This window comes from Bacillus sp. FJAT-47783 (assembly GCF_022808615.1).
Lineage (GTDB): Bacteria > Bacillota > Bacilli > Bacillales > Aeribacillaceae > Bacillus_BZ.
This window is the reverse complement of the sequence record NZ_JAKZKS010000007.1, coordinates 1-13,237: the sequence shown is the minus strand read 5'-3', so window position 1 is coordinate 13,237 and position 13,237 is coordinate 1. Positions and strand designations below refer to the sequence as shown.

The 13,237-nt window shown below is 38.0% G+C and carries 10 protein-coding genes, 1 pseudogene and 1 other annotated feature; of the genes and pseudogenes, 9 read left to right on the top strand and 2 right to left on the bottom strand.

The genetic code is table 11. The annotated features are described in order from the left end of the window. Positions 1 to 10 precede the first annotated feature (10 nt). The 6 genes from hemC to ysxE all read left to right on the top strand — a co-directional run bounded on the left by hemC (position 11) and on the right by ysxE (position 6,420). Positions 11 to 946, top strand: coding sequence for a hydroxymethylbilane synthase (hemC, locus tag MLD65_RS07045; protein WP_243291167.1), 936 nt, complete (start codon positions 11 to 13; stop codon positions 944 to 946). Continuing rightward, a complete protein-coding gene (locus MLD65_RS07040; protein WP_243291166.1) occupies positions 943 to 1,746 on the top strand; it encodes a uroporphyrinogen-III synthase in 804 nt (267 codons plus the stop codon). The genes hemC and MLD65_RS07040 overlap by 4 nt, the downstream gene beginning before the upstream one ends. Next, the gene (hemB, locus tag MLD65_RS07035; protein WP_243291165.1) at positions 1,743 to 2,720 is read left to right on the top strand and encodes a porphobilinogen synthase; all 978 of its coding nucleotides are present in this window, start codon (positions 1,743 to 1,745) and stop codon (positions 2,718 to 2,720) included. Before MLD65_RS07040 ends, hemB begins: the two co-directional genes overlap by 4 nt. 22 nt (positions 2,721 to 2,742) lie before the next feature. After that, positions 2,743 to 4,032, top strand: a complete 1,290-nt coding sequence (gene hemL / locus MLD65_RS07030) for a glutamate-1-semialdehyde 2,1-aminomutase (RefSeq protein WP_243291164.1) — start codon at positions 2,743 to 2,745, stop codon at positions 4,030 to 4,032. Between the two features lie 147 nt (positions 4,033 to 4,179). Continuing rightward, positions 4,180 to 5,235: a stage VI sporulation protein D gene (gene spoVID / locus MLD65_RS07025; protein ID WP_243291163.1), complete on the top strand. Its 1,056-nt coding sequence runs from the start codon at positions 4,180 to 4,182 to the stop codon at positions 5,233 to 5,235. Positions 5,236 to 5,397: 162 nt separating this feature from the next. Further along, complete coding sequence (gene ysxE, locus MLD65_RS07020; RefSeq protein WP_243291162.1) at positions 5,398 to 6,420, top strand: spore coat protein YsxE; 1,023 nt, start codon at positions 5,398 to 5,400, stop codon at positions 6,418 to 6,420. A gap of 20 nt (positions 6,421 to 6,440) precedes the next feature. On the opposite strand, the gene MLD65_RS07015 is transcribed toward ysxE, so the two are convergent. After that, positions 6,441 to 6,632, bottom strand: coding sequence for a hypothetical protein (locus tag MLD65_RS07015; protein ID WP_243291161.1), 192 nt, complete (start codon positions 6,630 to 6,632; stop codon positions 6,441 to 6,443). Positions 6,633 to 6,791: 159 nt separating this feature from the next. Next, positions 6,792 to 7,025 (top strand) — a binding site (T-box leader). A gap of 52 nt (positions 7,026 to 7,077) precedes the next feature. Between MLD65_RS07015 and MLD65_RS07010 the strand changes: the two genes are divergently transcribed. The 3 genes from MLD65_RS07010 to MLD65_RS07000 all read left to right on the top strand — a co-directional run bounded on the left by MLD65_RS07010 (position 7,078) and on the right by MLD65_RS07000 (position 12,200). Further along, complete coding sequence (locus tag MLD65_RS07010; protein ID WP_243291160.1) at positions 7,078 to 9,714, top strand: valine--tRNA ligase; 2,637 nt, start codon at positions 7,078 to 7,080, stop codon at positions 9,712 to 9,714. A 71-nt stretch (positions 9,715 to 9,785) separates the two neighbouring features. Next, positions 9,786 to 11,063, top strand: a complete 1,278-nt coding sequence (locus MLD65_RS07005) for a bifunctional folylpolyglutamate synthase/dihydrofolate synthase (RefSeq protein ID WP_243291159.1) — start codon at positions 9,786 to 9,788, stop codon at positions 11,061 to 11,063. Positions 11,064 to 11,216: 153 nt separating this feature from the next. Further along, positions 11,217 to 12,200: a hypothetical protein gene (locus MLD65_RS07000; protein ID WP_243291158.1), complete on the top strand. Its 984-nt coding sequence runs from the start codon at positions 11,217 to 11,219 to the stop codon at positions 12,198 to 12,200. A 180-nt stretch (positions 12,201 to 12,380) separates the two neighbouring features. On the opposite strand, the pseudogene MLD65_RS06995 reads toward MLD65_RS07000, so the two are convergent. Continuing rightward, positions 12,381 to 13,110: pseudogene (locus MLD65_RS06995) on the bottom strand (transposase); the annotation flags it as partial. Between the last annotated feature and the right edge of the window lie 127 nt (positions 13,111 to 13,237).

Below are 13,237 nucleotides of genomic sequence, written 5' to 3'. Positions count from 1 at the left end.
GAGGGTGAACATGAGAAAAATTGTTGTCGGATCAAGAAGAAGTAAGTTGGCGATGACCCAAACGAAATGGGTTATTAATCAATTAAAATCTCTAGGTGTACGTAATGAATTTGAAATTAAAGAAATCGTGACAAAGGGAGATAAAATATTAGATGTGACGCTTTCAAAAGTTGGTGGGAAAGGGCTGTTCGTAAAAGAAATTGAGCAAGCGATGATAGACGGTGAAATTGATATGGCTGTGCATAGTATGAAAGATATGCCAGCAATTTTACCGGATGGTTTAACCATTGGCTGTATTCCAGAGCGAGAAGACCACCGAGATGCCCTTATTGCAAAAGATTTTCAAACATTCCGTGATTTAAAGAGCGGTGCAATTGTTGGAACGAGCAGCTTACGAAGAGGTGCGCAGATTTTAGCTACTCGTCCTGATTTACAGATTAAATGGATCCGCGGCAATATTGACACACGTCTTGAGAAGTTAAAAAACGAAGATTATGATGCCATCATTTTAGCTGCTGCTGGGTTAAAACGTATGGGTTGGAGTGATGATGTCGTTACAGAATTTCTAGATCCGTCCATTTGTCTCCCGGCGGTTGGACAAGGTGCATTAGCCATTGAATGTCGCAAAAACGATGAAGAGATGTTAAATTTGTTAAGTACGTTAAATCATATGGAAACGGAGCTTGCAGTAAAAGCAGAGCGTGCCTTTTTACATAAGATGGAGGGCGGGTGCCAAGTTCCTATAGCAGGTTTTGCCTCTGTTAGTCAAGAGAATCACATTACATTCACGGGTCTCGTTACCTCTCCGGATGGAAGAATCGTCTATAAAGAAACGAAATCGGGTACAAACCCAATTGAAATTGGTGAAACTGTAGCTAATCTATTAGCAGAAAAAGGAGCAAAAGATTTAATTGATCGAGTGAAAAAGGAGCTTGACCATGAATGAACAGTGGACAGCCTTTAAAAGGAGTACGAATATTAAATTCAAGAGCTGTTCATCAAGCGAGTGAATTTTCTAAATATATTCATAAACATGGTGGTATTTCAATTGAGATACCACTAATTGATATAAAAAGAAGCCAGTTATTACTAAATGTTAAAGAACTGTTTCAACAACTTTCTAATGAAGATTGGCTTGTTTTTACGAGTAAAAATGGTGTTGAATTCTTTCGGGAGCATATGAAGACTGTCGGGTTAGATATCACGGCTCTTTCTGCTTACCGTATTGCTGTAGTAGGAGAAAAAACGAAACAATTGTTATCAGAGTACCATATAGGTATAGATATAATGCCAACAAGTTTTACAGCTGAAGCTCTCGTAAAGGAAATGCTTCAATCCGTTCCTGCATCAAGTAAAATTGTTGTTGTTAGAGGGAATTTAGCACGCCCGTTACTTCGGAACACGTTAGTAGAGCATCATTATCAAGTGATTGATTTTGTCGCATACGAAACGACACATATCGTTTCAAATGAGGAGAAGCTTGTTCAATCTTTGAAACAACATAGCTTGGATTATTTAACGTTTACAAGTCCTTCTACTGTACATAGTTTTATGAATGTTATGAATAAGCATCATCTAAAAGAAGAGTGGAATCAATTGCCTTGTGTCTGTATCGGATCGGTGACAAAAAAGGCCATTCTTTCACATGGTGCCAAACGAGTATTAGTGCCGAGCAAGTTCACGATTGAAAATATGATTCAAACGATTATAGAAGATGTGAAACATCAAAAGGAGGAAATGAGATGAGTTTACCATTTTCAAGGCATCGTCGCCTAAGAAGCAGTGAAAATATAAGAGCCATTGTTCGCGAAACATATTTGCGAACAGAAGATTTTATGTATCCGATTTTTGTTGTTGAAGGTGAAAATAAGCGTAATCCTGTTGAATCAATGCCAGGTGTGTATCAACTTTCTCTCGATTTGTTACGAAAAGAGATTGAGGAAGTCGTATCTCTTGGTATTAAATCCGTCATCATTTTCGGTGTTCCAGCTCAGAAAGATGAGGTTGGTTCTGAAGCTTATCATGAATGTGGGATTGTACAGCGTGCCATTAAACAAATAAAAGAGCAGTATCCAGAACTAGTTGTTGCAGCTGACACGTGTCTTTGCCAATATACCGATCATGGACATTGTGGCGTTATCGAAGAGGGTATTGTATTAAATGATCCGACCCTTGAATTATTGGCGAAAACAGCTGTTAGTCAAGCAAAAGCAGGTGCTGATATTATTGCTCCTTCCAATATGATGGATGGATTTGTCGCCCGTATACGTCAAGCTCTTGACGAGACAGGATATGAACATATTCCGATTATGTCCTATGCGGTTAAGTATTCTAGTGCTTTTTACGGTCCATTTCGTGATGCTGCACATAGCTCACCAAAATTCGGTGACCGAAAGACGTATCAAATGGATCCTGCAAACCGATTAGAAGCATTAAGAGAAGCAGAATCAGACGTAGCAGAAGGATCCGATTTTTTAATTGTTAAACCAGCATTAGCCTATTTAGATATTATTCGAGATGTGAAAAATCATTATAATGTTCCGCTCGTTGCTTATAATGTTAGTGGTGAGTATTCGATGATTAAAGCCGCTAGTCAAAATGGCTGGATAAATGAGAAAGAAACGGTACTAGAAATGTTAACAGGCATGAAGCGAGCAGGAGTTGATTTAATTATTACATACTTTGCGAAAGATGCTGCTCGTTGGTTAAAGGAACAATAATTTTTAAAGGGGGTTTGTAACGGTGAATCGATATGAACAATCAAAACAAGCATTTGAAAAAGCGAAACAATTAATGCCAGGTGGAGTAAACAGTCCAGTACGCGCGTTTAAGTCAGTAAATTTAGATCCGATCTTTATAGAACGTGGGAAAGGGTCAAAAATTTACGATATTGACGGTAATGAATATATCGATTACGTCCTTTCGTGGGGACCGCTCATTTTAGGTCATGCGAATGAACAAGTCGTTGAAGCGTTAAAAAAAGTGACAGAAGATGGTACGAGCTTTGGTACACCTACATTGATTGAAAACAAATTAGCCGAGCTTGTGATTGAACGTGTTCCATCCATTGAAGTCGTTCGTATGGTCAACTCTGGAACAGAAGCGACGATGAGTGCATTAAGATTGGCTCGCGGCTATACAGGACGAAATAAAATTTTAAAATTTGAAGGGTGTTACCACGGTCACGGTGATTCTCTATTAATTAAAGCAGGATCTGGTGTAGCAACACTTGGTCTTCCTGATAGTCCTGGTGTTCCAGAAGGAGTTGCTATTAATACGATTACTGTACCGTATAATGATTTAGAAAGTGTTCGTTATGCGTTCGAACAATTTGGCAACGATATTGCGGGAGTCATAGTGGAACCAGTAGCTGGTAATATGGGAGTTGTTCCGCCAAAACAAGACTTTTTACAACAATTACGTAATCTTACAACGGAGTATGGTTCTCTTCTTATTTTTGATGAAGTAATGACAGGATTCCGTGTGGATTATCATTGTGCTCAAGGTTATTATGGGGTTACGCCGGATTTAACATGTCTTGGTAAAGTGATTGGAGGAGGCCTCCCGGTAGGAGCATACGGTGGTAAAGCGGACATTATGGAACAAATTGCACCAAGTGGACCTATTTATCAAGCTGGAACATTATCTGGGAATCCGCTTGCTATGACGGCTGGATATGAAACACTTCGCCAATTAACACCAGAAGTGTATGTGGAGTTTAGAAAGAAAGCGGACCGCCTAGAAGAAGGGTTTAAGAGCCTGTCAGAAACATATGGCGTTCCCGTTGCGGTTAACAGAGCAGGATCTATGATTGGGATCTTTTTTAACAGTCAAACGGTGGAAAATTATGAAACAGCTAAACAATCTGATTTACAGTTCTTTGCTAACTTCTACCGTGAAATGGCAAATGAAGGGGTTTACCTACCACCTTCTCAGTTTGAAGGATTGTTTTTATCTACTGCTCATACGAACGAAGATATTGAAAAAACAATTGCTGCAGCTGAAAAATCATTTTCAAAATTAGTAAAGTAATATAAATGAGATATTGTTAACGTGAAGCTTGTAGAGAAAAAGAGATTTCTCTACAAGCTTTTTTTCATTTGACATATTTTTTCTCTTCTTATCATAAACCTTTACTGTCATCGTCATTTTATATGGAAATTGAGAGGAGGAGAAAGTGTGCCACAAGATCACGCATCATCGTTACGTTTTTCAGTTGAAGAATCGGTTTGGTTTCAAAAAGGACAGGAAGTTCATGAGTTATTATCGATATCTCTTGAGCCTGATATTTCTATACGTGAGCATGATCAATACGTTTCGATAAAAGGGGCTTTACAGCTTGAAGGTGAATATAAGATGGATGATGAAGAAAAAGAGGAAATAGATCGTGACCCATACCAATTTTCAGGCGCAAGATTTTTGCAACACGTTGAGACAAGAGAAGATGGTGTATCAGAACTTGTTCACCATTTTCCCGTTGATATAACGATTCCACGTAATCGTGTGACGAATTTAGAGGATGTATACGTGACAGTCGAATCATTTGACTATGACTTTCTCGAAGAGCGTTGTTTAAAGTTAATGGCAGATATTACGATTCTAGGTATACGTGAAGAGGAAGAAGTATATAGCGAGGAGGTGGACGAGACTGAAGATGAAAGAGAACTTGAAACAGAAGAGGAAAGTGGAATTGACATTGAAGAGGAGGGAGAAAACGAGACTGGAACGGAACAAGAGGAACAGTTAGAGCCATTGTACCGTTCTGAACAAACAGAAGATATAGATAGTGAAATAGAACCTACCCATGTATTATCAAATATGCTTTTACAAAAAGAAGAGGAAGATGAGGACTATTCATCGTATATTATCGAAGCAAAACAGAAACAAGAAGATGACACTATTTCCGCTAATTATGAGAAGGAGGCGCGTTACGAAGAGCACCAAGAAGTGAAATTGGCTGCACATGAAAAGCCGTCAGAAGAGGCTTCTGTAGAACAAAAACATGAGCGAAAAAATGACAATTCCCTTTATTTAACCAAACTGTTCACACGAGAAGATGAAGAGGAATTTTCGAAATTAAAAATGTGCATTGTACAACGAGGGGATACGGTGGAAGAAATTTGTCATCGTTATGACATTACGGTGCAGCAGTTAATTCGTATAAATAATTTAGAAGCCGATCCAACTGTATATGATGGTCAAATTTTATATATTCCTGTTTATGTAAACCATTAATCATCCCATTGCTTGTAGAAAGGGTGGATAGAAAATGGTATTCACCTATATCGATCGTGTAGACGTAAGGAAACAGCTCGAATATATGGGCTGTTTTTCTTCCGTTCATAAGGGGGATTTAGCATTGATATTTACCTCATAAGAGAGCGAGTGGTCTCACGAATGAGTTATGAAGAATTAAGCGAAGTGTGTAAGGAGTATAATCTTCGTACGAATTATATAGAGCGTGTAACAGATAAAGTGTTAAAAATTCATACAGATAAAGGAACATATGCAATAAAAAAAATCCCGGCTGAAAAAGGAAAGACATTCATTCAAAATTACACGATTTTAATGCAGTCAAGCTACCAATCGTATATTCCCATCTATCCGACAAGACAGAACGAGTGGTTTGTGAATAAAGGCGAATCCATTTATTATGTCATGCCTTGGGTTCCACAAAACATGAGAGATGACCAAAAGCATACAGAGCTTGAACTTTATGAAGCGTTGGCACATTTACATCTTCGAACGAAAAAAGAGTGGAAGTTTGAAGAAAAAGATTATGAGCACCACTATGCGATGGTTTTATCAAAATGGGAGCAAGAGGAGAATTTGTTTGAGCAATTTGTGGAACGATGTGAAAAAAGGTGGTATATGTCCCCTTTTGAACTACAAGCGGTTTTATTTTTCACGGAAACAATGCAAGCTTCTCAAATGGCAAAACAAAAGTTAAATGAATGGTATGAGTCGCTGAAGAAAAAGCCAGTGGCAAGAATTGTTTTAAACCATGGGCATATTTCTTCTTCACATTTGTTGAAAGATGAACGGGATAACTGCTATTTAACAAACTTTGAACGAGCTTATTATGGTGCGCCAATACACGATTTAATTTTCTCTTTTCAAAGAAAATTAACTAGTTTTCCGATACAATGTGATGAATGTATTGGGTGGTTAGAAAAATATGAACAAACTTTTGCCCTAACAGATGGAGAGAAGAAATTATTTCTAAGTTATTTAGCATATCCATCCCCAATTTTTCGCATTGTAGAGCAATATAATCGAAAAGATGGAAAAAGAGTAGAAAGTAGCTTTTGCAGGAAAATGATGAAACGTTACTGGTTAATGAAAAATTGCGAGTATGTAGTTATGAAATGGCTTGAGCTTGAAAATCAAAAGGAACAAAGTGAAACCCCTTCATCTTAATCAGTAGGATGAGGGGGTTTTTAAAACCATTCAAAATGAAAGGCCAATGTTAACAAAACGAGAAGGGCTAATAGAAATACATCAAACGTTGTAGGGAAAAACAATGTACGAATTCCTTGGAAAATCGTCAGGGGTAAAACAAATTGTTCTAAAATAGCACGAAAATTTCGAAGCCATGGGGGGAGTGAATAAGGGTTAAATCTCTTTTTCATGTTTACCTCCCGTGTGCGGATTTACGTATTTGCTTTATTGTATGTTACTTTTTATGGAAAGTGTCTATAAAATGTATAAAAGAAAAGAAAAAAGGGAAAGATGATTGACGAAAAAAAACTTTTTTTAGTAGTATATATCATAGATATCTATACAACTTATAACATGCGTGGAAAGGGAAGAGTACAACGAAGAACACCTTTCAGAGAGGGAAATCAAGTGCTGGGAGATTTCCTAGGTCGTATCGTTGGAATGTCGCCCTGGAGCAGCCTTCTTGAATTTTGCTTGCCATTTAGTAAAGAAGGCCGGTCATTGCCGTTATCTAAATGAAGTGCATAGAGAGTATCTCTATGAAAAAAGGTGGTACCGCGAAACTCACTCCTTTCGTCCTTTTTTTGGATGAAGGGAGTTTTTTTATTTTCTTAGAAAAAAAGGGAGGCTTTCTTGATGAGTGAGAAATCAATGTCAACAAAGTACGATCCAACCTCTGTTGAACAGGATCGTTATCAATTTTGGTTAGACGGGAAATTTTTTGAAGCAAAAGATGATGAAGGAAAAGAACCATATACAATTGTTATTCCACCACCAAACGTAACAGGTAAATTACACCTTGGTCATGCGTGGGATACAACACTTCAAGATATTTTGACCCGTATGAAGCGCATGCAAGGTTTTGATGTTTTGTGGCTTCCGGGAATGGACCATGCCGGGATTGCCACACAAGCGAAAGTGGAGGCAAAGCTACGTGAAGAAGGGAAATCTCGCTACGATTTAGGTCGGGAAAAATTTGTTGAAGAAACATGGAAGTGGAAAGAGGAATATGCAGGGCATATTCGCCAGCAATGGGCGAAGCTAGGGCTAGGCCTAGACTATTCACGTGAGCGCTTCACAATGGACGAAGGACTATCAAAAGCTGTTCGTCAAGTATTTGTATCATTATATGAAAAAGGACTTATTTACCGCGGTGAATATATTATTAACTGGGACCCTGAAACGAAAACAGCTTTATCTGATATTGAAGTCATCTATAAAGATGTTCAAGGCGCTCTTTACCATATGCGTTATCCTTTAGCGGATGGAGACGGGCATATAGAAATTGCAACGACACGTCCGGAAACAATGCTTGGAGATACAGCTGTTGCCGTTCATCCAGAGGATGACCGCTATAAGAATTTAATTGGAAAATATGTAAAGCTCCCAATTACTGGCCGCGAAATCCCAATCGTTGCCGATGATTATGTCGATATGGAATTCGGTTCAGGTGCTGTAAAAATTACACCAGCTCACGACCCGAACGACTTCGAAATTGGAAATCGTCATGATTTAGAACGAATATTAGTCATGAATGAAGACGGTACAATGAATGACAAAGCAGGAAAATATAAAGGAATGGACCGCTTTGAATGTCGAAAACAAATTGTGAAAGATTTACAAGAAGAAGGCGTTTTATTTAAAATTGAAGAACATATGCACGCTGTTGGCCATAGTGAACGAAGTGGAGCGGTTGTGGAACCGTATTTATCAACACAATGGTTTGTGAAAATGCAACCATTAGCAGAAGCGGCTGTGAACTTGCAAAAATCAGAAGAAAAGGTACAATTCGTTCCTGATCGCTTTGAAAAAACGTATTTACACTGGATGGAAAATATTCGTGACTGGTGTATTTCTCGTCAGCTTTGGTGGGGGCATCGTATCCCAGCTTGGTATCATAAAGAAACAGGAGAGGTATATGTGGGTTGCGAACCACCTCAAGATATTGAAAACTGGGAGCAGGATTCCGATGTTTTAGATACGTGGTTTAGTTCTGCTTTATGGCCGTTTTCAACGATGGGATGGCCAGATGAAAATGCGAGTGATTATAATCGTTATTACCCAACAAATGTACTTGTGACAGGTTATGACATTATTTTCTTCTGGGTATCACGCATGATTTTCCAAGCGCTTGAATTTACTGATAAACGCCCGTTTAAAGATGTCTTAATTCACGGTCTTGTCCGTGATGCTGAAGGACGTAAAATGAGTAAATCATTAGGCAATGGTGTCGATCCAATGGATGTTATTGAAAAGTACGGTGCTGACTCGCTCCGCTATTTCTTAGCAACAGGCAGTTCGCCAGGTCAAGACTTGCGCTTCAGTTTTGAAAAAGTGGAATCCGTTTGGAACTTTGCAAACAAAATTTGGAATGCATCACGTTTTGCGCTCATGAACATGGATGGGTTAACGTATGAAGAAATTGACTTAACAGGTGAAAAGTCTGTTGCGGACAAGTGGATTTTAACACGACTAAATGAAACGATTGAAAGTGTGACGAAACTTGCGGAAAAATATGAATTTGGTGAAGTAGGACGTGTGCTGTACAACTTCATTTGGGATGACTTCTGTGATTGGTATATTGAAATGGCGAAGCTTCCGTTATACGGTGAAGATGAAGCCCAAAAACACACAACTCGTTCCATTCTCGCTTACGTTTTAGATCAAACAATGCGTCTCTTACATCCATTTATGCCATTTATTACAGAAGAAATTTGGCAAAACCTCCCGCATCAAGGTGAGTCTATTACCGTTTCCGAGTGGCCAAAAGTTCGTTCTGACTTCATGTTTAAAGATGCATCCAATGAAATGAAATTGCTCGTTGAAGTTATTCGTTCCGTTCGAAACATCCGTGCCGAAGTTAATACGCCGATGAGCAAAAAAATCCAACTTCAAATTAAAGCAAGCAATGAAGAGATTAAACAGCAATTGGTGCGCAATAAAGAATATTTAGTTCGTTTCTGTAATCCTAGTGATCTTGTCATTGATACTGACTTGAAAGCACCTGAGAAAGCGATGACGGCGATTGTTAGCGGTGCGGAACTATTCCTTCCGCTAGAGGGGTTAATTAATATAGACGAAGAAGTTAAACGTCTTGAAAAAGAACTAGATAAATGGAATAAAGAAGTGGAACGTGTTCAAAAGAAATTATCCAATGAAGGATTCTTAAAGAAAGCTCCACAAAATGTTGTAGAAGAAGAACGTGCAAAAGAAAAAGACTATGTTGAAAAGCGTGAAGCGGTATTAAAACGGATTGCTGAATTAAAGGGATAAGAAAGAGAGGGAACCCGGGAGCTTCCGGGTTCTTTTTCCATAGATAATTCATGAAAAAGGGAGGAAAATGGTTGTTTACTTCGTATGAGGAAGCAAGAGATTGGTTACATTCACGGTTAACATTCGGTGTTAAACCAGGTTTAGATCGAATGCGGCTCATGATGGAAAAATTAGGACATCCAGAGCGGAATGTTCGATATGTTCATGTAGCTGGAACAAATGGGAAGGGGTCAACCATTGCTTTCTTAAAGGAAATACTTAATGAAGCAGGGTATGAAATTGGTACGTTTACTTCGCCTTATATTGAAACATTTAATGAACGGATCAGCATGAATGGAAAACCGATAACCGATGAGGAATTTTTGAAACTTGCGAATAAAATAAAACCGGTTGTCGAGGAAGTAGAAGAAACGAATTTAGGGGCTCCGACAGAATTCGAAGTGATTACAGCGATGGCCTTTTTTTATTTTGGAAGAATGAATATGCCGGATCTTGTTTTACTTGAAACAGGCTTAGGAGGAACGTATGATTCAACGAATATTATTTCTCCGCTCGTTTCAATTATTACGAGCATCGGTCACGACCATATGGGAATTTTAGGAGCGAGTTTGCGGGAAATTGCTAAACAAAAAGCGGGGATTATCAAGAACGGTGTTCCCGTTATAACGGCGGTAAAGCAGCCTGAAGCATTACAAGTTATTGAATGTGTTGCGAATCAAAAGAAAGCGAAGCACTATTTAATTGGACGAGAATTTCAAATTCAAATCGAGCCAAACTTTTCTATAAAAACACCGTTTAACGATTATGAGAACGTAACCGTATCAATGAAAGGAAGTCATCAAAGAAGTAATGCTAGCTTAGCGGTCATGGCTGCGAATTTTTTGCAAGTATATTATTCATTTATCATTAGCGATGAACATATCCAAAATGGATTAGAAAAAACGTTTTGGAAAGGGAGATTTGAGGAAGTTTGTCATACACCTCGTATCATTATTGATGGAGCTCATAATGTGGAAGGTGTTAAGGCGTTAAAGGAAACGGTGTTATCTCATTTTGAAAATAAAAAAATAACGGTATTATTTTCTGCATTAAAAGACAAAGAGGTTTCAGATATGATGGTGATTTTGAGTTCATTTGCGAATGAAATCGTTTTAACCTCATTTTCTTTTCCTCGAGCCAAGCGTGCAAAAGAACTATACGATGAACTAGATGTGAAACAGAAACGCTTTGTTGAAAACTGGCGAGAAGCGCTAGAAGATATTACTGATGCAATGACCGATGAAGATGTGCTGATCATAACGGGGTCTCTCTATTTTATCTCAGATGTACGAAAATATTTTATACCGTAATTCAGTGAAAAGACACAACTTGCTTAATGCTTGATGTGTCTTTTCTTATGTCTTAAATTGTAGAAAATAACCTTCGTAAAAGTGACAAATTTTTTAGTTATCTTATGTTAGCATATGGATAATCGTGAGTGTGCCATAAAAGGTGGTGATAAATTGGACGAGCAAACTTCTCGAAAGATCGTGATTAAATTTAATGGTGCTAATCAAGATTATGAAGAAAACCTTCAACAAAAGAAGGAAACAGAAGAGCGGGAACCGAAATTGAACGTGTCAAGCTGGGATGAAAAGCGTAAAGTCGAAAAAGAAATGGCCGCTGCTAAAGAAGAAAAAGAGAAGGACGAAGATGACTTTCCTTGGGTGCTACCAGAGGATCCTAAGGTAGTAGTCAATGACGCTAAGAAGTCTAAACAAAAAAAACGTAATCATCCGTATGTAGCCAGTTCCTCACCGTTAACAAGCATTTCACCAAAGAAATATATTGTGCCCATTCTTTTAGCTATTATCGTCGGAATCGGATTCGGAACGTTTGCAAATCAACTTTTATCAAAAGAACAGGCGACACCCGCAAGTAGTGTTGTAGAGGAGTCACAACCTGCATCAGAAAATAAACAAAACCCACCTGTTAGTGGAGAAAAGGGCACTTTATCACTCCCATTGTTTGTCATCCAAGAAGGTTTATATTCGAAAGAAAGTGGAGCAGATACGGTAGTATCAAATCTGAGTGAAAGAGGATTGGCTGCTTCAAAATTTAAAGCGGATGAGGGGTTTTACGTTTTTATCGGAATCGCGATGACAGCGGAAGAAGGAAAAAAGCTGAAACAATTGATGAGTGATAAAGGAATCGAGCCAATTGATAAACAAATTTCAGTTGAAATGACAGCAAGTGATCCTGAAGAAACGAAACAAGTGATGGAAACAATGATACAAATGTCCTCAAAGCTATTAATATCTCCTAGTGAAGCCAATGAAGAACAAATTCAAACATTAAAAGAACAAATCGCCAAATTAGATTCTCCACCTTCTTCACTTCAAACAGCTTCAGACCTTTTATCGAAAAAATCTCCTACAGAAGAACAACTTTGGAACGTTCAAAATCAATTATTACAATACATTAGTAAAAATGGAGAAGTAAAGTAAATGCTCAGGATTATCTGAGTATTTTTTTGTCTATTAATCCCAATAGAATTGAAGGAAAAATCAAATTTCCAAATATTGAGAAATAATAGCCTATTTGGTAATATACAAGGTGTGTCTTCCTATTCTGATTGAAATTGAAAGGAGAAAGACAATGCAAAAACTACTGTTAGCATCAAAAGGGTACAATTCAATGGGCCAACGTGATTTGTACATTTCTGAGATTTCTTCGGCACTCAAATCAAAATGATTTGTGATTAAATGGAGTTCATTACCTTTTGTATCCATGTCCTTTATTAGGAGAAAATAATTTTCAGCACGGTTTTGTGTCGTACCAATCAAAAACCATTTGATCCGACATAACAGAAGAGTTTTCAGGTAGTTTAAAGTTGTAAACTTCCCGTATAACAGCGTTTTTTCGTAGCCTCGAAAGAAAAAAGTAGCCATCATCTGTACTGCGATCAAAACTTTCGTAATCTAGGTAACCACGGTCATGTTCTTTTGCCACTGTTATAACGGCTTTTTCTGGGTAGGAAGTGCCTTTTTCCATAAATACAAGACGGAGATGCAGTTTCACTCCTGCCTTTGTTTTGCGGAATTTTGCCCACCTATGATTCGTCAAATTCAGTGGCAAAGTACTTGAATCGATGATTTTTAATGGCATCACAAGTTTCGTATCATGCGTTTTGGCATGAATTTGTGATACTAAATCGAGAAAAAGGCTTTGGAGTAGATCTGGTTTCAACCCATTTAAACGGCGTGACAGTTGAGAAATACTAATAGAATCAAGATCGACAGCCTTCTGAAGATGGTCATCAAAAAGACAATCACTAAGTGCATGAAGACTTTCAACTTCCTGCAATTGCGCAAAAAGCAGTAGTTTTAGGAACGACTCCGTTGTTAATTTTTTCGTATTGTAATTAACTCAAACTTCGCACTTTAAAAAGTTAGTGCACCCATAGTGGTTCTAAGGTTCATTGGTGTAAAAAATGTTTATTGACAAATGATTCTAAAAATGCAAAAAACACCTCATTCTTTGG

Bases quoted from the DNA above. Each gene is read 5' to 3' on its own strand.
- hemC (WP_243291167.1), top strand. From the start codon at position 11: ATGAGAAAAATTGTTGTCGGATCAAGAAGAAGTAAGTTGGCGATGACC.
- MLD65_RS07040 (WP_243291166.1), top strand. From the start codon at position 943: ATGAACAGTGGACAGCCTTTAAAAGGAGTACGAATATTAAATTCAAGA.
- hemB (WP_243291165.1), top strand. From the start codon at position 1,743: ATGAGTTTACCATTTTCAAGGCATCGTCGCCTAAGAAGCAGTGAAAAT.
- ysxE (WP_243291162.1), top strand. From the start codon at position 5,398: ATGAGTTATGAAGAATTAAGCGAAGTGTGTAAGGAGTATAATCTTCGT.
- MLD65_RS07015 (WP_243291161.1), bottom strand. From the start codon at position 6,632: ATGAAAAAGAGATTTAACCCTTATTCACTCCCCCCATGGCTTCGAAAT.
- MLD65_RS07010 (WP_243291160.1), top strand. From the start codon at position 7,078: ATGAGTGAGAAATCAATGTCAACAAAGTACGATCCAACCTCTGTTGAA.